Origin of the sequence: Pseudomonas sp. Pseusp88 (assembly GCF_047303955.1) — a bacterium.
Lineage (GTDB): Bacteria > Pseudomonadota > Gammaproteobacteria > Pseudomonadales > Pseudomonadaceae > Aquipseudomonas.
Genome location: NZ_JBGLYM010000026.1, coordinates 23,294 through 48,601, shown reverse-complemented (window position 1 = coordinate 48,601; position 25,308 = coordinate 23,294). Strand labels below are relative to the sequence as shown.

Annotated in this window: 21 protein-coding genes; 17 read left to right on the top strand and 4 right to left on the bottom strand. The window is 61.2% G+C overall.

The features are described 5' to 3' along the window. The first annotated feature begins 11 nt into the window (after positions 1–11). From ACCD02_RS25130 to ACCD02_RS25105, 6 genes are read left to right on the top strand one after another with little or no spacing between them, the layout of a single operon-like run. Positions 12–497: a hypothetical protein gene (locus ACCD02_RS25130; protein ID WP_413308065.1), complete on the top strand. Its 486-nt coding sequence runs from the start codon at positions 12–14 to the stop codon at positions 495–497. Then, positions 494–1,507 carry a type III secretion system cytoplasmic ring protein SctQ gene (sctQ, locus tag ACCD02_RS25125; RefSeq protein ID WP_413308063.1) on the top strand — a complete coding sequence of 338 codons (1,014 nt, stop codon included), beginning with the start codon at positions 494–496 and terminating at the stop codon, positions 1,505–1,507. The genes ACCD02_RS25130 and sctQ overlap by 4 nt, the downstream gene beginning before the upstream one ends. Next, positions 1,504–2,157 (top strand): type III secretion system export apparatus subunit SctR, encoded by a 654-nt coding sequence (gene sctR, locus ACCD02_RS25120; protein WP_259099538.1) that lies wholly within the window; start codon positions 1,504–1,506, stop codon positions 2,155–2,157. Before sctQ ends, sctR begins: the two co-directional genes overlap by 4 nt. A gap of 4 nt (positions 2,158–2,161) precedes the next feature. Continuing rightward, a complete protein-coding gene (locus tag ACCD02_RS25115) occupies positions 2,162–2,434 on the top strand; it encodes an EscS/YscS/HrcS family type III secretion system export apparatus protein (RefSeq protein ID WP_413308060.1) in 273 nt (90 codons plus the stop codon). 6 nt (positions 2,435–2,440) lie between these two features. Next, the gene (gene sctT, locus ACCD02_RS25110) at positions 2,441–3,259 is read left to right on the top strand and encodes a type III secretion system export apparatus subunit SctT (RefSeq protein ID WP_413308057.1); all 819 of its coding nucleotides are present in this window, start codon (positions 2,441–2,443) and stop codon (positions 3,257–3,259) included. Beyond that, positions 3,252–4,298, top strand: coding sequence for an EscU/YscU/HrcU family type III secretion system export apparatus switch protein (locus tag ACCD02_RS25105; RefSeq protein ID WP_413308054.1), 1,047 nt, complete (start codon positions 3,252–3,254; stop codon positions 4,296–4,298). The genes sctT and ACCD02_RS25105 overlap by 8 nt, the downstream gene beginning before the upstream one ends. A gap of 419 nt (positions 4,299–4,717) precedes the next feature. On the opposite strand, the gene ACCD02_RS25100 is transcribed toward ACCD02_RS25105, so the two are convergent. The 4 genes from ACCD02_RS25100 to ACCD02_RS25085 form a co-directional block, all read right to left on the bottom strand. Next, positions 4,718–8,275, bottom strand: a complete 3,558-nt coding sequence (locus ACCD02_RS25100; protein WP_413308051.1) for a hypothetical protein — start codon at positions 8,273–8,275, stop codon at positions 4,718–4,720. A gap of 343 nt (positions 8,276–8,618) precedes the next feature. Next, positions 8,619–11,438 carry an ATP-binding protein gene (locus tag ACCD02_RS25095; RefSeq protein ID WP_413308049.1) on the bottom strand — a complete coding sequence of 940 codons (2,820 nt, stop codon included), beginning with the start codon at positions 11,436–11,438 and terminating at the stop codon, positions 8,619–8,621. A gap of 778 nt (positions 11,439–12,216) precedes the next feature. Next, positions 12,217–12,630: a PA2817 family protein gene (locus ACCD02_RS25090; protein ID WP_259099556.1), complete on the bottom strand. Its 414-nt coding sequence runs from the start codon at positions 12,628–12,630 to the stop codon at positions 12,217–12,219. 217 nt (positions 12,631–12,847) lie between these two features. Next, entirely contained in the window at positions 12,848–15,295 is a 2,448-nt protein-coding gene (locus ACCD02_RS25085) for an acyl-CoA dehydrogenase (RefSeq protein ID WP_413308159.1), read from the bottom strand. A gap of 272 nt (positions 15,296–15,567) precedes the next feature. Here ACCD02_RS25085 and ACCD02_RS25080 point away from each other — a divergent pair, with 272 nt between their 5' ends. The 11 genes from ACCD02_RS25080 (at position 15,568) to ACCD02_RS25030 (ending at position 25,294) form a co-directional block, all read left to right on the top strand. After that, positions 15,568–16,191, top strand: coding sequence for a glutathione S-transferase (locus tag ACCD02_RS25080; RefSeq protein WP_413308047.1), 624 nt, complete (start codon positions 15,568–15,570; stop codon positions 16,189–16,191). Between the two features lie 143 nt (positions 16,192–16,334). Then, a complete protein-coding gene (locus tag ACCD02_RS25075; protein ID WP_413308045.1) occupies positions 16,335–17,267 on the top strand; it encodes an ABC transporter ATP-binding protein in 933 nt (310 codons plus the stop codon). Further along, on the top strand, positions 17,264–18,043 hold the full coding sequence (locus ACCD02_RS25070; RefSeq protein ID WP_413308042.1) for an ABC transporter permease: 780 nt from the start codon (positions 17,264–17,266) through the stop codon (positions 18,041–18,043). The genes ACCD02_RS25075 and ACCD02_RS25070 overlap by 4 nt, the downstream gene beginning before the upstream one ends. 309 nt (positions 18,044–18,352) lie before the next feature. Beyond that, positions 18,353–20,569, top strand: coding sequence for a DNA internalization-related competence protein ComEC/Rec2 (locus ACCD02_RS25065; protein ID WP_413308039.1), 2,217 nt, complete (start codon positions 18,353–18,355; stop codon positions 20,567–20,569). Between the two features lie 82 nt (positions 20,570–20,651). Next, complete coding sequence (locus ACCD02_RS25060; protein WP_413308156.1) at positions 20,652–21,290, top strand: MotA/TolQ/ExbB proton channel family protein; 639 nt, start codon at positions 20,652–20,654, stop codon at positions 21,288–21,290. Further along, entirely contained in the window at positions 21,287–21,718 is a 432-nt protein-coding gene (locus ACCD02_RS25055) for an ExbD/TolR family protein (RefSeq protein WP_413308037.1), read from the top strand. Before ACCD02_RS25060 ends, ACCD02_RS25055 begins: the two co-directional genes overlap by 4 nt. After that, a complete protein-coding gene (gene lpxK, locus ACCD02_RS25050) occupies positions 21,718–22,713 on the top strand; it encodes a tetraacyldisaccharide 4'-kinase (protein WP_413308035.1) in 996 nt (331 codons plus the stop codon). Before ACCD02_RS25055 ends, lpxK begins: the two co-directional genes overlap by 1 nt. A 17-nt stretch (positions 22,714–22,730) precedes the next feature. Further along, positions 22,731–22,916 carry a Trm112 family protein gene (locus tag ACCD02_RS25045; RefSeq protein ID WP_003174668.1) on the top strand — a complete coding sequence of 62 codons (186 nt, stop codon included), beginning with the start codon at positions 22,731–22,733 and terminating at the stop codon, positions 22,914–22,916. Next, positions 22,913–23,677 (top strand): 3-deoxy-manno-octulosonate cytidylyltransferase, encoded by a 765-nt coding sequence (gene kdsB / locus ACCD02_RS25040; protein WP_413308030.1) that lies wholly within the window; start codon positions 22,913–22,915, stop codon positions 23,675–23,677. Before ACCD02_RS25045 ends, kdsB begins: the two co-directional genes overlap by 4 nt. Next, entirely contained in the window at positions 23,674–24,693 is a 1,020-nt protein-coding gene (gene murB, locus ACCD02_RS25035; protein ID WP_413308027.1) for a UDP-N-acetylmuramate dehydrogenase, read from the top strand. The genes kdsB and murB overlap by 4 nt, the downstream gene beginning before the upstream one ends. A 7-nt stretch (positions 24,694–24,700) precedes the next feature. Beyond that, entirely contained in the window at positions 24,701–25,294 is a 594-nt protein-coding gene (locus ACCD02_RS25030) for a nucleotidyltransferase family protein (RefSeq protein WP_413308024.1), read from the top strand. Positions 25,295–25,308 lie beyond the last annotated feature (14 nt).

Here is a 25,308-nt window from a genome sequence, read left to right as displayed (position 1 = left end):
ACGGAGACCCTATGAACAGCCATGATCTGCGCAACTTGCACGCACTGCGGCAATTGCGCGAACAACGCGCTTCAAGTCAGTTGGCCGCGCAGCAGCAACGTTGCCGCGAGACCAACGTCGCCCTGGACGATGCCAAGGAAAAACTGCGCCTGCATCGCGAATCCATCGCCCGGGAAGCCGAGAAACTATATGGCCGTTTCAGCGAAGGCCTGTCGATCAATGCCTGGCACGAAGCACAGGAGCGGCTGGCCGAGCTGGAGGACGACAACCAACAGTTGCAAAGCGGTGTGGCAGAGGTCACCCAGTTGCTTGATGGGCAGGAGCAGGAACGCGAAGTGTTCCGCATCGCCCGCGCTGCGCGCCAGCGTCAGGCCGATGCCTGGCAGGTCCTGGTCGATGGCCGGGAGCAGGGCGAGCGTCGGGAAAACGAGCAGCGTGAAGAGGCCGATGACCTGTTTGCGCCCTTGTCGGCGCTGCTATCCGGGAGCGCGCCTTGACCTCCCACGAGGCCATCGTCTGGCCGCAGATCAGTCTGCCCTGGCATGACCCGCAGTGGACGGCGCCGCATAACCGCCTGCACCAACCACGCAGTGACTGGCATGGACAATTTGCCGGGCAGCCGCTCACTGTGCGCTGGAGTGGCGCTGAGACCGGTGCAGGCGTCGAATTGTGGCTGAGCCTGGGCCAGACGTTGTACGCCTTGAACCTGCCGGACGAGACACTGCGAGTGCTGGATCTGCCTGCAAGCGTAACGCCCCACAGCCTGGCGGGCAGCCTGCTGCTGGAACAGGCATTGCTGCCGTTGATCCTGCCCCTCGAACATTTGTTCGGCCTGCCGCTACGGGTGCTCGACAACCCGGCCCCCCGGGTGCGCGGCCCTCTGGCGATGCACCTGACCGTGCAATTGGGCGAGACCGCCAAGTGGCCTGTGCAAGTGCACATGGACGAAGATGGCGCGGAATTTTTGATCGCCGCCCTGGATCTTTACGCTCCGGCCGTGCCCCATGACCTGGGCCATCTGCCGCTGCCCATGAGCGTGGAGAGCGGCGAAGCCTGGTTGACCCTGGCCGAGCTGCGCAGCTTGCTGCCGGGGGACGTAGTGATGCTTGACCCGTGGCCAGCCAGCCAGGTGCGCCTGCGCGCCATGACGGGTCTGCAGGCTCGCGCCCAGATCGACGGGCAGCGCCTGCAACTGCTTGAGCAACCTTTTGCCGTGAATTCTATGAAGGAGCATCACATGTCCGAAGTGGGGGCTGCGCGCGGCCCGGAAACGAGTCTGGAAGCGAGTCTGAACGAGCTGCAACTCAAACTGGTGTGTCAGGTCGGCAGCGTCGAGATGACCCTCGCGCAACTGCGCGAACTGGGCGCGGGCAGCCTGCTGCAACTGACACCGAGCATGCAGGACGGCGTCGACCTGATGATCAATGGCCGCCGTGTCGGCCAGGGTCAACTGGTGCAGATTGGTGATGGCCTGGGCGTACGCCTGCTGAGCTTTGCCACGCCATGAGCGGCTATCAGCCGAACCTGATCGAGATCATTCTGGTCGTCGCCACCATCGGTCTTATCCCGCTGGCGGTGGTGACCCTGACCGGTTTCATGAAGATTTCCGTGGTGCTGTTCCTTATCCGCAACGCCCTGGGCGTGCAGCAGACGCCGCCGAACCTGGTGCTGTACGGCATCGCCCTGATCCTCTCGGTATACGTGACCACGCCGCTGATTGGCGACATGTACCGCCAGGTCCAGGGGCGCGACCTGAACATGGAGAACGTCGAACAGGTCAAGGAGTTCGGCGAGGCCTTGCGCCCGCCGTTGCAGGCGCACCTGTCGCGCTTTGCCAACCAGAGTGAGCGCGGCTTTTTCGTCCAGGCCACGGAGACCATCTGGTCCCCCGAGGCCCGTGCCGATCTGCGCGATGACGACCTGGTGGTACTGGTTCCGGCTTTTGTCAGTTCGGAGCTGACCCGGGCCTTCGAGATCGGCTTCCTGTTGTACATCCCGTTTCTGGTGGTGGACCTGCTGGTGTCCAACGTGCTGATGGCCATGGGTATGTCCATGGTCTCGCCGACGCTGATATCGATACCGCTCAAGCTATTCCTTTTTGTCTCGTTGAGCGGCTGGTCGCGCTTGATGCACGGTCTGATTCTTAGCTACGGGTGAACCCATGGGGCAGGACGTTTTTCTTTTTTCGTTGATGAAACAGGCACTGATGACGGTGCTGCTGTTGTCCGCACCGGCCTTGGGCGTGGCGATTATCGTCGGTCTCAGTGTCGGCCTGTTGCAGGCCCTGACCCAGATTCAGGACCAGACCCTGCCTCAGGTGGTCAAGCTGGTAGCTGTGCTGCTGGTGATCGTCTTTGTCGGGCCGTTGCTGGCCGGGCAGGTGGCGGAACTGGGCAGTACGGTGCTGGACAACTTCCCGTTGTGGACGCGCTGACCGGGCATGGATGCCGCTCTGGTCAACACCTTCCTCGAGGTCGCTTACCCGGTGATCAGCTCGGCGGCGCTGTCGGCTTCCCGGGCCATGGGTCTGGTGGTGATTACCCCGGCGTTCAATCGCCTGGGCCTCACCGGGATGATCCGTGGCTGCGTGGCGGTGGCGATTTCGGTGCCCATGTTCCTGCCGACCTTTACGGCGTTCACCTCCATGCCCGAGCACGGCAGCTTCTGGCTCGCCGGTTTGCTGATCAAGGAGTTCCTGATCGGCCTGCTCGTCGGCCTGTTGTTCGGCATTCCGTTCTGGGCGGCGGAAGTGGCGGGGGAGCTGATCGATCTGCAACGTGGCTCAACCATGGCGCAACTGGTGGACCCGTTGTCGTCCGGAGAGTCCAGTGTCATGGCGACGCTTTTGACGGTGATGCTGATCACCCTGTTCTTCATGTCCGGCGGCTTTATCCTGATGGTCGACGGCTATTTTCATAGCTACCAGTTATGGCCGGTCACTGCCTTTACGCCGCTGTTTGCCTCGTCGGCGTTGCTGGCAGTGCTGTCGATCCTCGATCAGGTGATGCGCATCGGTGTGCTGATGGTTTCGCCGCTGATCATCTCGCTACTGGTCACCGACCTGATGCTGGCCTATCTGTCGCGCATGGCGCCGAGCCTGCATATCTTCGACTTGTCGTTGCCGGTGAAGAACCTGTTTTTCACCATCCTGATGGTGATCTATATCGGCTTCCTGATCCCGCTGATGCTCGATCAACTGGCGGAATTTCGTGGCACCGTGGAGCTGCTCAAGAGCCTGGTAGGCGACGGCCATGGCTGATACCAGCGAAGAGAAATCCCAGCCCGCCACGGATAAGAAACTCAAGGACGCGCGCAAGAAAGGCCAGGTCGCCAAGAGTCAGGACCTGGTCTCGGGCATGGTCATTCTGTTCTGTACCCTGTGCATCTCGATCATGGCGCCACGGGCCGAGGCCCAGGTGCGCAAACTGATCGACCTGACCGCGCAGATCTATATCGAACCCTTCGCTACGGTGTGGCCGCGAGTGCTGGATACCGCCGAGCGCCTGCTGATCAGCATTACCCTGCCGGTGATGGCGGTGACCATGGGTGTGGTGATCCTGACCAACCTGATCACCATGCGCGGCGTGGTGTTCTCGGTGGAACCGATCAAGCCGGACTTCAAGCGGATCAACCCGGCTGAGGGCTTCAAGCGCATCTTCGCCTTGCGCAACGTGGTGGAGTTTCTCAAGGGCCTGGTCAAGGTGCATCTGCTCGGGCTGGCATTCTACGTGGTCGGGCGGCATGCCTTGCAGGCGCTGATGGAGTCTTCACGCTGTGGCGCGGGCTGCATCGAATCGACGTTCTTTCTGGTGCTCAAGCCATTGGTGTTTACCGTGCTGGCGGCGTTTTTGCTGGTCGGCGGGGTAGACGTGCTGATGCAGCGCTGGCTGTTCGGTCGCGACATGAAAATGACCCGCAGCGAGCAGAAGCGTGAACGCAAGGACATCGACGGCGACCCGTTGATCAAGAGCGAGCGCCAGCGTCAGCGTCGTGAAATGCAGGCTTTGGCGACCAAGCTGGGACTGGCCCGGGCCTCGCTGGTGATCGGCGTCTCCGGTGGCTGGGTGGTGGGGCTGCGTTATGTGCGCGGGGAAACTCCGGTGCCCATTGTGGTCAGCCGCACGGAGCCTGCGGATTCCCCGGCGATCCTCGCCGAAGCGACCCGACTGGGTATCGCCCACGCCATGGACCCGAACCTGGCTGGCGAGATTGCCAGGCGGGCAGTGCCGGGGGACCCGGTGCCGGACCAGACCTTTCAGGCTGTGGCGGATTTGTTGGTGGCGGCGCGGTTGATCTAGGAATCAGCGTGCCGGCGGTGATGGCTAATTTTCCGGAAGAGAGTTGCGGGAGCGAATTCATTCGCGAAATGGCCTGTACATTTGACCCATCTTTATCGCTTGAAATACCGTATTCGCGAATGAATTCGCTCCCACAATGGCGCATGCATATCGTCGGACTTGCGGATTCATCCGCGAAGGGGCCAGAACATCCGACACATTGGCGGCGTCCGAAAATAAAGCTTTCGCGAATGAATCGCTCCCACAATAGCGCGTGAATATCATCGATATCTGTGGGAGCGGATTCATCCGCGAAGGGGCCAGTACATCCAACACATTGGCGGCGTCCGGAACAAAGCTTTCGCGAATGAATTCGCTCCCACAGAAGCCGCTATTAATATTCGGCCCATAAGTATCTACGGGTGCGTGCCTAGGCAGCCTCAGCTGTTATCCACATCGTGATATTCACCCCCATACCCATCGGTGGTCCGCCAGATAATGTCGTGGTTATCGTTGGTCCACTCCGAGGGGCGGGTGGAGAACTTGTAATCCTCGGAGCGGCGGTTATTGCCGTCACCGATATAGTCCGGGTGATCGACCCGGTTGTCGCCCTTGGCAGTTGAGCGGGCATCCCATTCTTCCTTGCGGAAGTCGAAGATGCTCTGGTCTCCCGGTGCGTCGCGCTGGCCCCAGTCGGAGAGGTAGGTCTGTAGCCACACGTAGGCTTCGTCGCCGTTGGGTTGCAGCAGGCCGTCGGCTTTGAAGTCCTTGATCTGGTCCCAGTTCTGCAGCGAGACCTTGTGCAGTTTCGCCGACTTGATATCGCCGAGGATCGCGCCGACGAAAGAGAACACCCCGGAGAACAGGAAGCCCACCGGGCCGAGCAGCGGAATCAGGCGCCCGGTCACGCCAATGGCCCCGGCCACGCTGCCGGCCGCACCGACCAGGCTGCTGACGCCGCCGGCCACCGACAGTGAGCCGGAGGCAATCTTTATCGGGTCTTTTTCCCGTACGCCGTCACGGATGGTCAGGCCGCCGGTAACCACGCCTATCACCCCGCCTACCACGTCGGCGGCGGCGCCAATGACCTTGATCGCGCTGCCGGCAATGCGTGCCACTTTGCCTGCACCCGCCACGCCACCGCGTTTCTCGATGCCTTTTTCGATGCCTTCGTGCAGCTTGGTCATCGATGCTTCGTCGAATGGCTGGCCGTTGAGGGCCTTGCCGACATCTTTGCCGTCGGCCATGGCGTCGTCGATGATGTTGTAGTACTTGTTCTGAATCTCCTCGACCGAGCGCGGTACATCAGGGCCGGTGACGCCGCCCGGCTTGCTCCAGATGGCGGGTACCGAGCGGTCCAGGCCCATCATCTTGTAGGCGTTGGTGCCCATGATCTTGTCGAAGGTCTTGGTGCCAAGCGTCGCGAAGTGCGAGCCGGTGCTGAGGAAACCGACGAAGTCGTTGGCGATGCCGACCCGCTCGCGGGGCGTATCGGCCAGGCTGCCGCCCTTGCCGACCAGCTGGTAAATCGCCCGGCCCATGGAAATCGCGCCACCCATGGAGCCGAGCACGCCGTTATCGCTGAGGAAGGCCAGGTTCTTGGTAAAGGCGCCACGGTTCTCGGCGCTCATTCCGGGCATCAGGTCGGCGCTGACCGCCTTGTTGATATCGTCCAGGGTGATCTTGCCGTTGGCCTGCCAGGTGTCGCCCAGGTTGGACATGACCTTGCCGAAGTCGGTCGCGGCGTTCTTGTCGTTCATCAACAGCTCGACGAACTTCTCGTAGGTCGCCAGGGAGCGCCGCGGTATGCCGTCACCGCTGGCCTTGAGCGCCTGCAGAATCAGCAGGGCGTTGTCGGTACCGGCCAGGGCGGTGTTTTCATCGGAAATCTTGCTCGGGTCGGCGACCAGCTTGTCCAGCTCCATGGTGTAGCCGTCGATCTGCACGTTCTGCAGGAATTCGTCGGCCTTGGCCGGATCAATATCGGCAAGCCCGGCGTAAGCGGTCTGGATCTCCTGGGTGGCCAGCTCGGTCTTGCCATCGGCCTGCAGCGAGTCGATGTATTTGACGAAGTTTTCCGACGAGGTGCTGTCGATCAGCTTCTGCCGGGTTTCATCGACCTTGGCCGAACCGCCCTCGACCTTGCCTACGGCGTTGTCGTGGTGGGTCTTGAGGTCTTTCATGATGGTCTCGTCGCCCATCAGGGTACCGATCTGGGCATCGATGGCCTTGCTGTCGAATATATGTTCGCGCACGTCCCGGGAGGTGACGTTCTCCGGGTCCGTGGCGCTGCCCTGGTTGGTGAAGCCGTGCTCGGGAATGATCGACATGCCGTTTTCCGACATGCTCTTGGCTTCCAGGGCGCGGACGAACTTGGCCCGTGGGTCGTCGTGGCCGATGCTGCCGTCCTTGACGCCGGCGCGGTACTCGTCGATCAGGGTCCTGATCGCCAGGTCGCGCACCGACAGGGGCTGACCGTTATCGTCTTTCTCGGTGGTTGCCAGATCATCCACCGACACGTCCTTGAGTGGCGGCAAACCGTTGTCGGCGCGCAGCTTGTCGACGTCGGTGGTCTGTTCGGCAATGTCGGTGCGGTACGAGGAAATCTGATCGAACATCTGCGGGTTATCGTCCTGGGAGACGATGATCTTCTCCTCGGCGCCGCCGGGCTTGTGGTAGGTAAAGGCGATCAGGCCGGGACCATAGTCGCCGACGCCGCCGACGCTCATGATGTCCTCGGTGGACGGTAGATAATCCCCTGGCCCGGCCTTGACGTAGCCGTCGGCCTTGGCCTTTTCCAGGCCGGTGAGGGTCTGGCCCTTGTTCGAGTAATCGAGGAAGGCCTGAGGGCTGAGGTTGCGCGAGACCACCAGTAACTTGCCGTCGCTCTGGGTGACGACGAGGATGCCGTCAGTGGGTGCATCGACCTTGCTGATGCCGCTCAGTGGCAGTGCGGTTTCACCGTTGTTGACCAGGTGCTGGTCGGGCAGGGTGCGAGCATTCTTGATGTAGTCGAACGCCGGGGTGCCCTGGGTCGCGCTCAAGGCATGGAGGAAATCGTACAGCTGGCTGCCGCGATCGGCCGGAGCCGGTTGGCCGCCGACATTGGTATCGAGGGCATCGTAGCTGCGATCGTTGGCGGCGGCGTCGTCCTGGCTGATCATGTATTTGTGGCCGTCGTGTTCGAACAGGATCACGCCGCTGTCAGTGTCTTCGGAAACGATCTTCAATCCGTCGGGCTTGAAGCCGGTGGGCAGGGCGGTGATTTTCTCGAAGCCCTTGGCCTCGCCCTCGCCAAGTTTTTCCAGGGTCTGCCCGGCACCGGAATAGGCCTTGAAGGCTTCCGGGGTAACGCCCTTGGCAATGGTCAGTTCCTTGCCGCTTTTGAACGTGACCTTGAGCACGCCGTCGGCGGGCTTCTCGACCTTGTCGATATTGTCCAGCAGGAACTGGTCGTCATCCTTGCGCAACAACTCCTTGTCCGGGTTAGACAGGCTGTCGCGGATAATCTTGCCCGCAGGCGTGCCCTGGGTCTCGGCCAGGGTGTGCAGCAGGTCGAACAGTTGGGTGCCGTGGTCCGGGCCCGGGTCTTCGCGAGTGGGCACTGCGTGGCCGAAACGCAGGTTCTCTATGGTCTCGTAACCGGGCTGCACCTCTTCGGCGGCGCTGCGGCTGATCTGGTACTTGCTGCCTTCGTGTTCGAAGTAGATCACCCCGCCGTCCTTGTCTTCGGCCACGACCTTGAGTTTGTCGATGTCGAGTTTTTCCGGCAGGGCGGTGATGGCCTTGTAGCTGTCGGCGTCGGTGGGTTTGCTGGTGCCGACTTCGGGCTGATTGCTCTTGGTCAGGACCTTGGGCTTGAAGGTCTTGTCGGACGACGGCTCCTCGGGCGTGGTGGCCAGCAGGCGCGCCTTGTCCAACAGGGTTTCAAAAGCCTTGCCGACGGCTTTGGCCGGTGCCGGGGTGTTCGAGGAGGTGGATTCGGGTCTGGTGATCATTGAGGGGCCGTCCGCTGGGATTCATAACGGTCCGATGGTAGGTCAATGCACCTCTGACAACAGACAACCTTGACAAGGTTGCACAAGCTTTCACGGGTGTGAAATTGGGGTTGTCATATTCACGTTAGAACGGGATGGGGTTTATGGAGGTGAATTGTGAGAGACGATTGTGGGAGCGAATTCATTCGCGAAGAGGCCAGTACATCCGACGCATCTTCATCGCCTGCAACACCGCCTTCGCGAATGAATTCGCTCCAACACAACCGACGATATGCACGTGCTCCCACAGAGCCTGCACAGGATCGGGTTTGATTCAGCTGGTTACGGGGCTTTCACAGGTCGGTTATGTCCGTGCCATAAACGTCACTTCATGGGCCGCAGGTCCGGCCAGCCGCGCCATATCCGCCGAAATCCGCGCCGTCCAGAAACTCGCGCCCTGGGTATCGGCTTCGTTCATGGCTTTATTGAGGATCTGGTGCACCTGAGGCAGCAGCTCCGGGTTGCCCTGGCCAAGCAGCAGCTGGGCCTTGACCCGCAGCAGCTCGGGCCGGAACCAGTATTCCTTGCGGGCGGCGGTGATGAACAGGGTTTCGTCCAGCACCTCCAGGCCCAGTTGACTCAGGCCAAGCATGGCCAGCCCCTGGGCGTATTCGCTGCGCACCAGGCTGTATATCGGGCTGTCGCCCAGTTCATGCAGTTGATTGAGCACTTCGCCCAGGCGCGGTACGCCTTCTTCGGGGGCGCCGTCGCGGATCAACAGGATGTGTTCGAAGCAGCGGGTAAACAGGCGCCAGATATGCAGGTCATTGCGGGCCACGCTGTCTTGCAACAGCTTGAGGAAATGTCGGGTTTTCTGCACATGGCCAACCAGCAGCGTGGCGGGAATGGCGCTCAGGCAAAGGGTGTACCAGAGGCTGGCCGGGTGCAGGGCACGCATCGCTTCTTCGACGTTGCCGTCGATGGTCAGCAGTGCCTGGCCGACGTGGCCCTGTAATAACTGGATCTGCGCCTTGAGTGAGCGTGCGCCGATGCGTTGGTCGAAATGGCTGTCGATGATATGGCTGCGAGGCGACAGTGGCGAACTCAGGGCTTCGCTGATGGCCTGGCGTGCACCGTCCAGGTCAGCCATGTGAAACAGCGGTGCGGCACGCATGCGTCGGCCGAGCAACAGGCGGTCGGCGCTGCCGCTGCTTTCGCTGAGCTGGACGTAGCGGTTGGCCAGTTCCAGGGCTTCCTCATGCTGATTGCTGCAGCAGCGGTCGTTCCATAAGCCCCACAGGCCGCGCAGTTCGTGTTCGGTGTCACCCAGGATGCGGGCGTCTTCGATAACCCGTTTCCAGGCCTCGCGAATCTTTTGCCCGGCGCCGTAGGTCAGCACCATGACACTGGCCGAGACGGTCAGCAGCAGCATGCGCTGGCGCGGCATGACCGAGGCAAAATGTGCAGCGATCTGCAGGCCGCGATTGACCCAGTCATGGCATTCGCCGACCCGCGACAAACGCAGCCACAGTGGCACGCTCATCAGGGTCAATTCGACTCCCAAGGCCTGGTCACCGTCCAGCGAGTAGGCCCAGCTGAGGGCTGAACGCACGCAGTCGATTTCTGCCGCGTACAGGGCCAGCCAGGCGTCGTTGTCCATCCGCTCAAGGTTTTGTACGGCGCGGCGTTGTTCGCTCAGGGTGTAGATGGCGTGGCGGCGCGCGGTATCTGGCGCTTCCATATGCTGGGCGAGTTTTTCCGCCGCGTACAGGCGCGTGGTTTCCAGCAGCCGGTAACGCTTGACCGGGATGGCAGAGCCGGCGATCAGCAGTGACTTGTCCATCAGGCTTTCCAGCAAGGCGGCCGGGTCGTGGGCCTCGCCCTGACTCAGATCAATCACCGCCATTACCGCGCCGAGAGTGAAGGCACCGGTAAAGACCGAGAGCTGGCGCAGCATCGCCTGTTCGTCGGCCGAGAGCATGGCGTAAGTCCAGTCCAGCGCGGCACTGAGGGTGCGATGGCGCGGTTGGGCGGTGCGGCGACCGGTCATTTGCAGGCGGAAAGTGCCGTCGAGCAATTCCACCAGATAGGCGATACCGAAGGTGCGCACCCGGGCAGCGGCGATCTCGATAGCCAATGCATTGCCGTCGAGCTTGCGGCAGATGGCAGCTGTGGCGGCGACGTCGGCATCGCTGAAAACAAAATCCGGATCATGAGCGGCCACCCGTTCGACGAACAGCTGGATGCCGGAATAGGCCAGGGCCTCATAAGCGGACAGCCCGGCATCGTCCGGGGGCACTTGCAGGGGCGCCAGATCGTGGACGAACTCGCCGTCAGCGTGCAGAGGCTCGCGGCTGGTAATCAGCACGCAACACTGGGGTGCCTGACGCAGCAGGGTTTCCACGGCATTGGCGGCTTCTTCGAGAACGTGTTCGCAGTTGTCGAGGATCAGCAACTGGCGATGCTGGTCAAGGCTGCTGCCGATTTCCTGCAAGGGGTCAGTGCTGGTCGAATTGATCCCCAGGGCCGAGGCCAGCATGCCATTGACCAGCAACGTACCGCTGATCGGTGCCAGATCGAGAAAGGCCATGCCTTGGGGGAAGTGCTCGGTAAGGCTGTTGGCCAGGGCCAGGGCGACGGTAGTCTTGCCCATCCCGCCTGGGCCGGTGATGGTGACGAAGCGGCGTTGTTGCAGGTGTTCGCCCAGACTCTGCAATAGCCCATCGCGACCGATGACCTGGCTGTTGAGGGGGGGCAGGTCGGCGCTGGCCTGGACCACCGGTGGCGTGATGACCTGCTGGGGCATTTCCTGAATGGTGACCGGGGCAACAAATCGGTAACCGCGGCCCGGCACTGTCACGATATAGGCAAAGTCACCCTCGTCGCCCAGAGCCCGGCGCAGAGTCACGACCTGGGCGCGCAGGTTGCATTCTTCGACGATGACCTTGGGCCAGACCAGTGCTAGCAATTCGTTCTTTTCCAACAGCTCACCGGCGCGGGTTGCCAGGGCGATGAGCAGCAACAGGGCCCGGCTGCCCAGTTGCACCGGTTCGCCATGCTTGAACAGCAGGTGTTGTTGGACGTAAAGCGCGAAAGGGCCGAAGCAGATGGCGTTTTCCGGGTCAGGCGTATCCAGCGCGCTGAGTGGGGCCATCTTTGCGAGACTGGTTCTGTTGAGGGTCATGATTAAACCTTTATGAATGAGGTTTTTATCGGCGATCAGGGGAACGCGCCTTTTTGGTTTCCATGTTCAGACAAACGGTATTATCCACGGCAATAGTTACTGTTTCGGGTTTCTTTAATTACTTGCAGGTATGGCTAAGTGCCAGACTTTGACCGTCATCAAGCACTATTGTTTGCCCTGCGCTGTCACCCGTGAGCACTTCCTGGTGCACCGTAGATGGGCAACTTTACGAGAAGCGATCAACGTTAACGGCCTGCACGGCACAGTGGATACACTGAATAAGCAGATACTGTGCCAAATATTGCAATTTGTTTCAGCGGTTAACTGACTGAATTTTATTGGAAAGTAAATATTAAGTTGGATTACGCCGTGACATTGTTCGGAATGCCGAATTTCGCCGGGTGTTTTGTTCGGAATGCCGAATATTTACAGCGTGGGTCAGTCAGTATTTGCATGTTGTGCGTCAAGGTAGGAAAAGACTGACTATTCAACGCTACTGTCCAGACAGACTTGTTTTCAAAGGCGTTGGCGGGTGCTTAAGTTCTGGAAGGTGTACTTGAGGAAGGCAGGGTACTTCTATTCGGCAGCGAGGCTGGATTCGTTAAAAGCCGAAAATTTATATAAATAGTTAATTTGACGAGGTTTTTTTGCAATGGCGGTAATCCGCCATCTTAATGGCTGTGGGCCTGTCAGGAAGAGACGGGTTGCAGTTGAATTAAAAACGACACATTTCATTCATTTGCGACAAGTATCTTCCCGGCCAACAGCTACTGTTCACTCAGTGCTTGCTGTTACCTTGCGCCGATAACGCCAGAAGTTGTTTCTCCCGACCCCAATCGAAGGGTTCGTCATTGGCTTCGGCTTCGTAACGACGTTCGTCCAGGGCCTGGTATAACTCGATTTCTTCGTCGGGCATGAAGTGCAGGCAGTCACCGGCAAAGAACCACAGCAGGTCACGGGGAACCAGATGGGCAATCTGTGGATAACGCTGGATCACCTGGCACAGCAGGTCCTGGCCAAGGTACTGGCTTTCGATCGGGTCCTGGGGCAGCAGGGTGATCAACTCGTCGTAGCGCTCCATGAACAGCTCATGGCTTTCTTCCGGCACCTGCTCGGCTTCGCCCAGAGCGACCAGAATGCCACGCAGGTGCGTCAGCAGAGTGAGATGGTGGTCGAGAGTGGCATCGGCCATGGGGATTCCTCAAAAGGGCAAAAAACAGGCGGGGAAGTATAAGGCCCATCATGCCGCCTGTGTTACTCACCTTGTGGGAGCGAGCTGTGGAGGCGAATTCTGTGGGAGCGAATTCATTCGCGAAGAGGTCAGTGCATCCGCCAAATCTTCATCGCTTGAGATAATGCCTTCGCGGATGAATCCGCTCCCACAAAGTGTGCGCTTGGCGTGAGAAAGCTTAGCGCACCTTACCTGCGCTCAACGTCAATTCATCCTTGTCGAAATCATCCACATCAATTACCCGGCGCCGCGCCGCTTCTGCTTCGCGCAGGCTGATGGCTTCGCCCGCTTGCAACACGCCAGCCTCCACTGCGGCATCGATCAGGGCCTCGCCGGGGGCGGGATTGATCTGGCCGTTTTTCAGGCCGACATGCAGCTTCTTGTGCAACGGCTGGGCGGCGGCGAGCAGGTCGCTGGCGTGTTGCAGAGCGCCGACAGGATCCTGGGGCGACTGCGGGCGATAGCAACCGGCGAGTACGGCTTCCAGGGTCGGATCGCCTTTGCTGCGGCCCAGCACTTGGGCAACAGCGGCATCCTGGGCGTCGCTCGGGCCTTTGTGACGGCGGCCGAAGGGGAAAACCACGACGCGCAGCAAGGCGCCGAGGAAACGATTGGGGAAATTGCTCAGCAGTTCGTCCAGGGCGCGTTCCGATTCGCCCAAGGCTTCGGCCATGGCCCAGTGGAACAGTGGGTGCAGGTAATCCGGGGAGTCGAGGTCGTGGTAACGCTTGAGCGCTGCCGAGGCCAGGTACAGATGGCTGAGCACGTCGCCAAGGCGGGCGGACAGACGTTCGCGACGTTTCAGTTCGCCGCCCAGCAGCATCATGCTCAGGTCGGCCAGCAGGGCGAAGGCTGCCGACTGCCGGTTAAGGGCGCGGAAGTAACCCTGGCTCAGGGTATCGCCGGGGGCCGCCTCGAAGCGACCGAGGCCGAGGTTGAGGATAAAGGTGCTGGCAGCGTTGCTCACGGCAAAGCCGATGTGTTGCAGCAACAGTTGGTCGAATTCCAGCAGGGCCTGGTCATGGTCGGCGCGGCCGGCCAGGGCCATTTCCTTGAGCACGAACGGATGGCAGCGAATCGCGCCTTGACCAAAGATCATCAGGTTGCGCGAGAGAATATTCGCCCCTTCGACGGTGATGAAAATCGGCGCACCCTGCCAGTTACGGCCCAGGTAATTATTCGGGCCCATGATGATGCCCTTGCCGCCATGCACGTCCATGGCGTGGCCGATGCATTCGCGGCCGCGCTCGGTGAGGTGGTATTTGAGGATCGCCGATAAAACCGAGGGTTTTTCTCCAAGATCCACGGCATTGGCGGTCAGCATCCGCGCGCTGTCCATCAGCCAGGCGTTGCCACCGATACGGGCCAGGGCTTCCTGAATGCCTTCAAACGCGGCCAAAGTCACGTTGAATTGCTCGCGCACGTTGGCGTACTGGCCGGTGACCAGGCTGGTGTACTTGGCGGCGCCGGTGCCGACCGCAGGCAGGGAGATGGAACGGCCTACGGACAGGCAGTTCATCAGCATCATCCAGCCTTTGCCGAGCATGGCCTGACCGCCGATGAGGAAGTCCAGGGGAATGAACACGTCCTTGCCGGAGTTGGGGCCGTTCATGAAAGCGGCACCCAGTGGCAGGTGACGGCGGCCGATTTCGACGCCTTCGGTCCCGGTGGGAATCAGCGCCAGACTGATGCCCAGGTCCTCTTCTTCACCCAGCAGATACTCGGGGTCGTAGGCCTTGAAGGCCAGGCCGAGCAGGGTGGCGACGGGGCCGAGGGTGATGTAGCGCTTTTCCCAGTTCAAGCGCAGGCCGATGACTTCTTCGCCCTGCCACTGGCCCTTGCAGATGATGCCGGTGTCGGGCATGGCGCCAGCGTCGGAACCAGCGAGAGGGCCGGTCAATGCGAAGCAGGGAATGTCTTCGCCACGGGCCAGGCGCGGCAGATAGTGGTTACGTTGTTCGTCGGTGCCGTAGTGCAGCAGCAGCTCGGCCGGGCCGAGGGAGTTGGGCACCATCACGGTGGAAGCCAGGTCGCCGCTGCGGGTCGCCAGTTTCATCGCCACTTGCGAGTGGGCATAAGCAGAGAAGCCTTTGCCGCCGTATTCCTTGGGAATGATCAGGGCGAAGAAGCCGTGTTCCTTTATATGCGCCCAGGCTTCGGGCGGCAGGTCCATGTCCTGGCCGATCTGCCAGTCGCTGACCATGGCGCAGAGTTCTTCCGTGGGGCCGTCGATAAAGGCCTGTTCTTCTTCAGTGAGTTGCACCTTGGGGTAGGCCAGCAGGGTGTCCCAGTTCGGACGGCCGCTGAACAGTTCTCCGTCCCACCACACGGTGCCGGCGTCGATGGCATCGCGCTCGGTGGCCGACATGGGCGGCAGAACCTTCTTGAACCAGCGGAACATGGGTGCCGTGAAGTATTGGCGGCGCAGGTCCGGCAGGGCCAGGGGCAGGGCGACAATGGCCCACAGCACCCAGAACACCAGCAACAGGCCCCCCGGCGCGCGGCTGAAGATGCCCATGGCCAGCAGATAAACAGCCACCGCACCCAGAGCGGGCATGGGCGCGATACGTCGATGGGCCAGCCAGGCGATCCCGATGAGCAGCAGCACAATCCACAGCAACAGCAACATACATATTCCTCCGTGATGAGCAGTCAGCCAACTCCTGAGCACCTGAGTCGAGTGAGCTTTCTGTAGGAGCTGCCGCAGGCTGCGATAGGTTTTGCCTGACCCACCACTATCACAGCCTGCGGCAGCTCCTACGTATTGGGTGTGTGGATAGTGACCCTCTGCCAGCGCTCTAGTTCGGCAAATGGCCGATGCGCAAGAACCTCTGGCCTGAACGCTGCCTGCGCAGAGTAGACTACGGCGCATCTTTGGAGTGTATGCAGAGGCATGACATGCTGAAAATCTGGGGCCGCAAGAACTCGTCCAACGTGCGCAAGGCGTTGTGGATCGCCGAAGAACTGAACATTCCTTACCAGAGCCTGGATGCCGGCGGTGCATTCGGTCTGGTGGAAGGGGCGGAATACCGGGCGAAGAATCCCAATGGTCGCATCCCGATGATCGAGGACGGTGACTTCGTGCTGTGGGAGTCCAATACCATCGTGCGCTACCTGGCCGCTCGCTATGCGCCGGATTCGCCGTTCTATCCCGCCGATGTCCAGGAACGTGCCGCCGCAGACAAGTGGATGGACTGGACCACCTCGACCCTGGCCGATCCGTTCAAGCCGGTGTTCTGGGGGGTATTGCGCACCGCGCCTGAGCAGCAGGACTGGGCGCAGATCAATGAGGGGATCAAGGTGCTGCATGGCCTTTTGCTGGTGGCGGACAAGACCCTGGCCAGGCAGCCGTACCTGTCCGGCGCACAGTTGGGCATGGGCGATATTCCCCTGGGAAGCTTTATTTATGCCTGGTTTGAAATGCCGATTGAACGCCCGCCGCTGCCCAACCTCGAAGCCTGGTACGAACGCCTGAAAGCCCGCCCGGCCTACCAACGGGCAGTCATGACCGCGTTGAGTTAATACCTACTATCAATATATGTCGCTGTACTTGAGGGGCGCGGGCAAGCACCATTGGCATTGCTTGCGCTCCGACAAGAACGTTGAATCAAAGCGTACGGCCTCATCTATTTCCCTATTCTTCCTTTATTGGTGTTTTTTCCGATATGAGTTCCGCTCTGTCCATCCGGCAGCTAACCAAAACCTACGGCAACGGTTTCCAGGCCCTGAGTGGTATCGATCTGGACGTGGCCGAAGGTGACTTCTTCGCCTTGCTCGGCCCTAACGGCGCCGGTAAATCCACCACCATCGGGATCATCTCGACCCTGGTCAACAAGACCAGCGGCACGGTGAATATCTTTGGCCATGACCTGGACCGCGACCCGGCAGCGCTGAAGCGCTCCATTGGCGTAGTGCCCCAGGAGTTCAACTTCAATCAGTTCGAAAAGACCTTCGACATTGTCGTGACCCAGGCCGGTTACTACGGCATCCCGCCGAAGATCGCCAAGGAACGTGCCGAGCAGTACCTGACCCAGCTGGGCCTGTGGGACAAGCGCGATGTGCCGTCGCGTTCGCTGTCCGGTGGCATGAAGCGTCGCCTGATGATCGCTCGCGCTCTGGTGCATGAGCCGCGCCTGCTGATCCTCGACGAACCGACTGCGGGCGTGGACATCGAGTTGCGCCGGTCGATGTGGACCTTTCTCACCGAGCTGAACGAGAAAGGCATCACCATCATCCTGACCACCCACTATCTGGAAGAGGCCGAGCAGCTGTGCCGTAATATCGGCATCATTGACCACGGCGTGATTGTGCAGAACACCAGCATGAAGAGCCTGCTCAACACGCTGCATGTCGAGACCTTCCTGCTCGACCTGAAGGACGCCTACCAGACGGCTCCTTCGCTGATCGGCTACCCGTCGCGACTGGTCGACAGCCACACCCTGGAAGTGCAGGTGGACAAGACCATCGGCATTACCGCGCTGTTCAGCCAACTGGCGGCACAGAATGTTGAAGTTCTGAGCCTGCGCAATAAAACCAACCGCCTTGAGGAGTTGTTTGTGTCACTGGTGGAAAAAAACCTGGCGAAGGTGGCGCAATGAACAGTGAACTGCGTCCCAACCTGATTGCCCTCAACACCATCATTTACCGTGAAGTGCGGCGTTTCATGCGGATCTGGCCCCAGACCCTGCTCCCGCCAGCCATCACCATGGTTCTGTACTTCGTGATCTTCGGCAACCTGATCGGCAAGCAGATCGGTGGCATGGGTGGCTTCAGCTATATGGAGTACATCGTGCCGGGCCTGATCATGATGTCGGTGATCACCAACTCCTACGGTAACGTGGTCTCCAGCTTCTTTGGTGCCAAGTTCCAGCGTTCGGTGGAAGAGCTGATGGTCTCGCCGGTCTCGCCCCACACCATTCTGGTCGGTTACGTGTTCGGCGGTGTGCTGCGCGGCCTGATCGTCGGTGTGATCGTGACCCTGCTGTCGCTGTTCTTCACCCATCTGCAGGTGCATCACCTGGGCGTGACCCTGGCAGTGGTGCTGCTGACGGCAACGATCTTCTCGCTGCTGGGCTTTATCAACGCCGTTTATGCGCGCAACTTCGACGATATCTCGATCATTCCGACCTTCGTCCTGACGCCGCTGACCTACCTGGGCGGGGTGTTCTACTCCATCACCCTGCTGCCGCCGTTCTGGCAGACCGTATCCCTGGCCAACCCGGTGCTGCACATGGTCAACGCCTTCCGCTTCGGTATCCTGGGCGTGTCCGATATCAAGATCGACGTGGCGATGACCTTTATGGTTGTGGCGACCATCGTGCTGTATATCGGCTGTGCACGGTTGCTGGTGAGTGGGCGCGGGATGCGTCAGTAACAGCTGCGCCAGGTAGGAGCAGATTTTGTAGGAGCGGATTTTGCGGGAGTGAATTGTGGGAGCGAATTCATTCGCGAAGAGGCCGGGAGATTCAATATATCTCTACGGCCTGACGGGCCGCGTTCGCGAATGAATTCGCTCCCACAAAATCCGCCTCCACATTTCGTTCCCACAATCTTGGCCATCCTCAAAATAAAAAATGTCCCAGGAACGCAGGGTCGCTACAGACCTTGTGACACTTGATCCCGACTCTCCCTGAGCACATGGTCTAAGCCCTTTCGATACCTTTTTCGGTGATCGAGGGACTTCATGCGCACAGGGATGATCGCGCTGGCGCTGGGCATGCTGGCCCTGCGTTTCCTGCCAGCTTTGCCATCGGTTGGCTGGCTTTTGTTGATGGCGGCGGTCGCCTTGATGCTGCTGCCATTTCGCACCTACCCCATGGCCTTGTTTCTGCTGGGCCTGTCATGGGCCTGTGTATCCGCCCAATCTGCCTTGAACGACCGACTCCCGCCCCGTCTCGACGGTCAGACCCTGTGGCTGCAGGGCAAAGTTGTCGGCCTGCCCGATAGCAACGAGGGCGTGGTGCGTTTCGAAGTGCAGGGCGCGCAATCGCGCCGAACACCCCTTCCCGAACGCATTCGGGTGTCCTGGTACAGTGGCCCCGAGGTGCGCAGCGGCGAACACTGGCGTCTGGCGGTCAAGCTCAAGCGTCCGGCCGGGCTGATTAATCCCCATTCCTTCGATTACACCGCCTGGCTGTTGGCCCAGCGCATTGGTGCCACGGGTACGGTGGTCGACGGTGAGCGCTTGAGCGAGGCCCGTGGTGGCTGGCGTGACGCTATTCGTCAGCGCTTGCTGGCGGTGGATGCCCAGGGCCGGGAGGGCGGATTGGCGGCCTTGGTCATTGGTGATGGTTCCGGGCTGTCGACGGCGGACTGGCAGGTGTTGCAGGACACCGGCACCGTGCATCTGTTGGTGATCTCCGGGCAGCATATCGGCCTGTTGGCGGGTGTGGTCTATGGCCTGATTGCCGGGCTGGCGCGTTACGGGCTATGGCCGCGATGTCTGCCGTGGCTGCCCTGTGCCTGCTTGCTGGCCTTTGCTGCCGCCCTCGGTTATGGCTTGTTGGCGGGTTTTGATGTGCCGGTGCGGCGGGCCTGTGTGATGGTCGGCATGGTGCTGTTGTGGCGCTGGCGCTTTCGTCATCTGGGCGTGCTCTGGCCGCTGGTGGTGTCACTGAATCTGGTGCTGCTCAGCGAGCCACTGGTCAGCCTGCAACCGGGATTCTGGCTGTCGTTCGCTGCGGTGGCCGTGTTGATCCTGATCTTCAGTGGTCGCTTGGGGGCCTGGGGCTGGCTGCACAGCTGGAACCGCGCGCAATGGCTGATCGCTCTTGGCCTGCTGCCGATTCTGTTGGCCTTGAACCTGCCGATCAGCCTCAGCGGGCCGCTGGTCAATCTGTTGGCGGTGCCCTGGGTGAGTTTCGTCGTGCTGCCGCCTGCGCTGTTGGGTACGTTGTTATTGCCGGTGCCCGTTGTCGGCGAGGCTTTGCTTTGGTTGGCCGGGGGCGCGCTGGACTGGCTGTTCCGTGCGCTGACGCTGTTCGCAGGCTGGTTACCGGCCTGGATTCCCAGCGCCATTGCGGGGTGGGCGTGGCTGTTAAGTCTGTTGGGCGCGCTGTTCTTGCTGCTGCCTGCAGGCGTGCCACTGCGTCCCCTTGGCTGGCCGCTATTGCTGCTCTGTGTATTTGCCCCCCAGAAGAGCGTGCCCCATGGCCAGGTCGAGGTACTGCAACTGGATGTCGGCCAGGGCCTGGCCATCCTGCTGCGCACCCGTCAGCACACTCTGCTGTATGACGCCGGGCCGCGCGTCGGCGATGTCGATATCGGTCAGCGCGTGGTGGTCCCCGCCATTCGCAAGAGCGGTGTGCGGGCGCTGGATGTGCTGCTGCTCAGCCACGCTCATCTGGACCATACCGGCGGCGCCCTGGCGGTGCAGCGAGCCTTGCCGATCAAGCGGGTATTGGGTGGCCAACAGATCGGCATTCCTGAGGCGTTGCCGGTGCAGTTGTGCCGCAACGGCGAAAGCTGGGAGTGGGACGGTGTTACCTTTAGCACCTGGCGCTGGGAGCAGGCCCGGGAGAGCAATCCGGCGTCCTGCGTATTGAAGGTCGAGGCCGGCGGTGAGCGGTTGCTGTTGACCGGTGATATCGATGCCCAGGCCGAGCGGGTCCTGGTGGACAGCGGCTTCGATGTGCGTGCCGAATGGCTGCAGGCGCCCCATCACGGCAGTCGCACTTCATCGTCGCGACCCTTGCTCAATGCCGTGGCGCCCAGGGGCGTGCTGATTTCCCGGGGGCGTAATAACAGCTTCGGCCACCCGCATCCATTAGTGATGTCGCGCTATCGCTACCTGGGTATCGCTACCTGGGACAGTGCCGAGAGCGGCGCGCTCAGCCTGCGTCTGGGCGCCTTCGACAGCCCTGTGGCAGAGCGTGCGCGGCGACGTTTCTGGCGTGACTGACAGCACGGATATTGATCCCGCACTACGGCCAGCCGACGACCCTATGATAGAGTGGCGCCACTTTTTTCTGGGGGTGGTCACTGTGTGGGAACTGGTCAAATCTGGTGGCTGGATGATGCTGCCGATCATTCTGAGTTCCATTGCCGCGGTCGGTATCATTATCGAACGCCTGTGGACACTGCGTGCAGCCCGCATCACCCCGCCGCACCTGCTGGGCCAGGTCTGGCGCTGGATCAAAGACAAGAAACTGGACAAGGAAAAGCTCAAGGAACTGCGTGCCGATTCGCCTCTTGGCGAGATTCTGGCCGCCGGCCTTGCCAATTCCAAGCATGGTCGCGAGATCATGAAAGAGTGCATCGAAGAGGCCGCCGCGCGAGTCATCCATGATCTGGAGCGCTACCTCAGCACCCTCGGCTCCATCGCTGCCATGGCGCCGTTGCTCGGCCTGCTCGGCACCGTACTGGGCATGATCGATATCTTCGGCTCGTTCACCAATTCGGGCATGACCGCCAACGCTGGCGTACTGGCCGGCGGTATTTCCAAGGCGCTGATCTGTACCGCGTCCGGCCTGATGGTCGGTATTCCGGCGATCTTCTTCCATCGTTTCCTGCAAAGCCGGGTCGATGAACTGGTGGTGGGCATGGAGCAGGAAGCGATCAAGCTGGTGGAAGTGGTGCAGGGCGACCGTGACGTCGATCTGGCCGAGGGCAAGAAGAAGTGAAGTTCCGCCGCCGCAAGCCTCGGGAAAACATCGACATCAACCTGGTGTCGCTGATCGACGTGGTCTTTATCCTGCTGCTGTTTTTCGTGGTGACCACCACTTTCACCCGGGAAACCCAGCTGCGTGTAGACCTGCCCCAGGCGGTTACCGGCAGCCCTGAAACCGACGCCGCCCGCAAGCACCTGGATATCACCATCAATGCCGACGGCATTTATGCGCTGAATAACCAGCTGCTGCCGAAGAATGACCTGACCACCCTGATCGATGCGCTGCAACGTGAGTCCGGTGGCGACACCAGCCTGCCGTTGTCCATCAGTGCCGACGGCAAGACCCCTCATCAAGCGGTGATCACGGCCATGGACGCGGCGGGCAAGCTGGGTTTCAGCCATCTGCGCATGACCACCATCGAAGCCGCATCGACTAACTGATGGCATTCACCGACCGCCTGCTCGACGCCTGGTACAACGGCCATCCGGCACTGACGTTGCTGCGTCCGCTGGAGGCCTTGTACCGGCGCGTGGTGCGGGGCAAGCGGGCGCGCTTTGTGGCCGGGGAGGGCGATATCTACCGCGCCCCGGTGCCAGTGCTGGTGGTGGGCAATATCACCGTTGGCGGCACTGGCAAGACACCGTTGATCCTGTGGATGATCGAGCACTGCCGTCAGCGCGGCCTGCGGGTCGGCGTGGTCAGCCGCGGTTATGGTGCCAGGCCGCCGAGCCTGCCATGGCGAGTGCTGCCCGAGCAGCGCGCTGTTGAGGCCGGTGATGAACCCCTTCTGATTGTTCAGCGCAGCGGCGTGCCGTTGATGATCGACCCGGATCGCAGCAGTGCCGTCCGCGCCTTGCTCGCCGCCGAGCCTCTGGACCTGATTCTCTGTGACGACGGCCTGCAACACTATCGCCTCGCTCGCGACCTGGAACTGGTGCTGATCGACGCCGCCCGCGGCCTGGGCAATCGTCGTTGCCTGCCTGCCGGTCCCCTGCGCGAGCCGGTGGAGCGCCTGAACAGTGTCGATGCGCTGCTTTATAACGGCGCCGCTGCCGATCGCGAAGATGGTTTCGCCTTTACCCTCAAGCCCTCTGCGCTGGTGCATCTGCGCAGCGGCGAACGTGTGGCGCTGGAGCATTTTCCCGCCGGTCAGGCGCTGCATGCGGTGGCCGGGATCGGCAATCCGCAGCGTTTCTTCAAGACCCTCGAAGGTCTACACTGGCGGCCTGTCGCCCATGCCTTTGCCGACCACGCCGAATACAGCGCCCAGGCGCTGACGTTCAGCCCGTCGCTGCCGTTGGTCATGACCGAGAAGGACGCCGTCAAATGCCGCGCCTTCGCTGCCGATGACTGGTTCTACCTGGCGGTGGACGCGGCGCCTTCAGCGGCCTTTATAGCGTGGTTCGACCAGCAGTTATTACGACTTTTGCCATGAATTGCCCAGGAACTCCTATGGATACCAAGTTGCTCGACATCCTCGCCTGCCCGATCTGCAAGGGGCCACTCAAGCTCAGCGCCGATAAAACCGAGCTGATCAGCAAAGGCGCCGGCCTGGCCTACCCGATCCGCGACGGCATCCCGGTGATGCTGGAAAGCGAAGCCCGCACCCTGACTACCGATGAGCGTCTGGATAAATGACCGCGGCGTTCACGGTGGTCATTCCGGCGCGTTACGGCTCCAGCCGGTTTCCCGGCAAGCCGCTGAAGGTCATCGCCGGCAAGCCCATGGTTCAGTTGGTCTGGGAGCAGGCGCGTAAAAGCAGTGCCGAGCGCGTTGTCGTAGCGACTGACGATCAGCGCATCTTCGACGCCTGCCAGCTGTTCGGGGCCGAAGTGCTGATGACCCGCGATGATCACAATTCCGGCACTGATCGCTTGGCTGAAGTTGCCGCGCAATTGGGCCTGGCGCCTGATGCCATCGTGGTCAACGTGCAGGGCGACGAGCCGATGATTCCTCCGGCGGTGATCGATCAGGTGGCGGACAACCTGGCGGCTCATCCCGAGGCGCGAATGTCGACTTTGGCCGAGCCCATCGACGACGTGGCGGCGCTGTTCAATCCGAATGTGGTCAAGGTCACCAGCGATATCAATGGCCTGGCCCTGACCTTCAGTCGTGCGCCGCTGCCCTGGGCCCGCGATGCCCTGGCTCGTGACCGCGACCGGTTGCCAGCCGATGTGCCGTATCGTCGGCATATCGGTATCTACGCCTATCGCGCTGGCTTTCTCGCTGATTTCGTCAGCTGGGGCCCTTGCTGGCTGGAAGATACCGAAAGCCTCGAACAGCTGCGGGCACTCTGGCACGGTGTGCGTATCCATGTGGCCGATGCCCTGGAAGCACCGCCAGCCGGCGTCGATACCGCTGAAGACCTTGAGCGCGTAAGACGCTTGCTGGAGGCGTGACGTTGCAGATCAAGAACAATGTCTCGCTCAAAGCGTTCAACACTTTTGGTGTCGATGTGCGTGCGCAGCAGTACGCCGAAGCTCATAACGACGACGAAGTGCGTGAGGCACTGGCCTATGCGGCCAACCAGGCGTTGCCGGTGCTGGTCATCGGCGGTGGCAGCAATCTGCTGTTGACCGCTGATGTGCAGGCTTTGGTGCTGCGTATGGCCAGCCGTGGTATTCGCGTGCTGCGCGAGGATTGCTCCCACGGTCTGGTTGAAGCCGAGGCCGGAGAGCCATGGCATCCATTCGTGCTCTGGTGCCTGGAGATGGGCATGGCCGGGCTGGAAAATCTCAGCCTGATCCCCGGCACGGTGGGTGCTGCGCCGATCCAGAACGTCGGCGCCTACGGAGTCGAGATCAAGGATGTATTCCACAGCCTGACCGCCATCGACCGCCAGACCGGCGAGCTGCGCGAGTTTGTTCGCGACGAGTGCGAATTTGCCTACCGCGACAGCCTGTTCAAGCGCGAGGCCGGGCGTTGGCTGATCCTGCGGGTGCGTTTCCTGCTGCCACGGGTGGCGGAACTGCATCTGGAATACGGGCCGGTGCGCGAGCGCTTGCAGCAGATGGGTATCGAGAAGGCTACGCCCATGCATGTGAGCCGGGCGATCTGCGCCATTCGCAGCGAGAAACTGCCTGACCCGGCGGTGCTGGGTAACGCCGGGAGCTTCTTCAAAAACCCGGTGATTGCGGCGGCTCAGGCTGCGGAGCTGAAGAACCGCTATCCCGGGCTGGTGGCTTATCCACAGGGCGACGGTCAGGTGAAGCTTGCGGCGGGCTGGCTGATCGAACAGGCTGGCTGGAAAGGTTTCCGCGACGGCGATGCCGGGGTGCATGTGTTGCAGGCTCTGGTGCTGGTCAACCATGGTCACGCGACGGGCACACAGCTGCTGTCCCTGGCAAGGCGCATTCAGGGCGACATTGCCGAGCGTTTCGGCGTCATGCTTGAGATGGAGCCCAATCTCTACTGAGGTCCTTATGGCCGCACCGCTTTGTGCCGTTGTCCTGGCTGCCGGATTGGGTAGCCGCTATCAGGCCGTGGCCGGGGAGGGTGCCAGTAAACTGCTGGCGCCCTGTGTGGGCCGTGACGGAATCGAAAGGCCTGTGCTTGAGCAGGTCCTGCTCAACCTGCGAGGGGTTGTGGATAAGTATCTGGTGATCACCCGCCCGGATCAAGCTGACGTCGCCCGACTCGCCCATCAATATCACTGCACCCTGCTGCAACTGGACTCCCCCGGCATGGGCGACAGCATCGCCGCAGCTGTGGCTGCCGAACCGGATTGTGCCGGTTGGCTGGTGGTGCTGGGGGATATGCCGTTTATTCTGCCTGAGACCTTGCAAGCCATTGCCGCCAGCGTGCGCGCCGATGCTATCAGTGTGCCTGTATATCAGGGTGAGCGCGGGCATCCGGTGGGGTTTGGTCGGGAGCTGGGGGCGGGGTTGATGAGCCTGAGTGGAGATCGCGGGGCACGGCGGTTATTTGATACGGCGACCGTGCAGTTGGTCGAGGTGACCGATCCCGGCGTGGTGTGGGATGTGGATGTGCCGCAGGCGTTGATTTTTTCCGAGTAAAACCCAAAACGGTG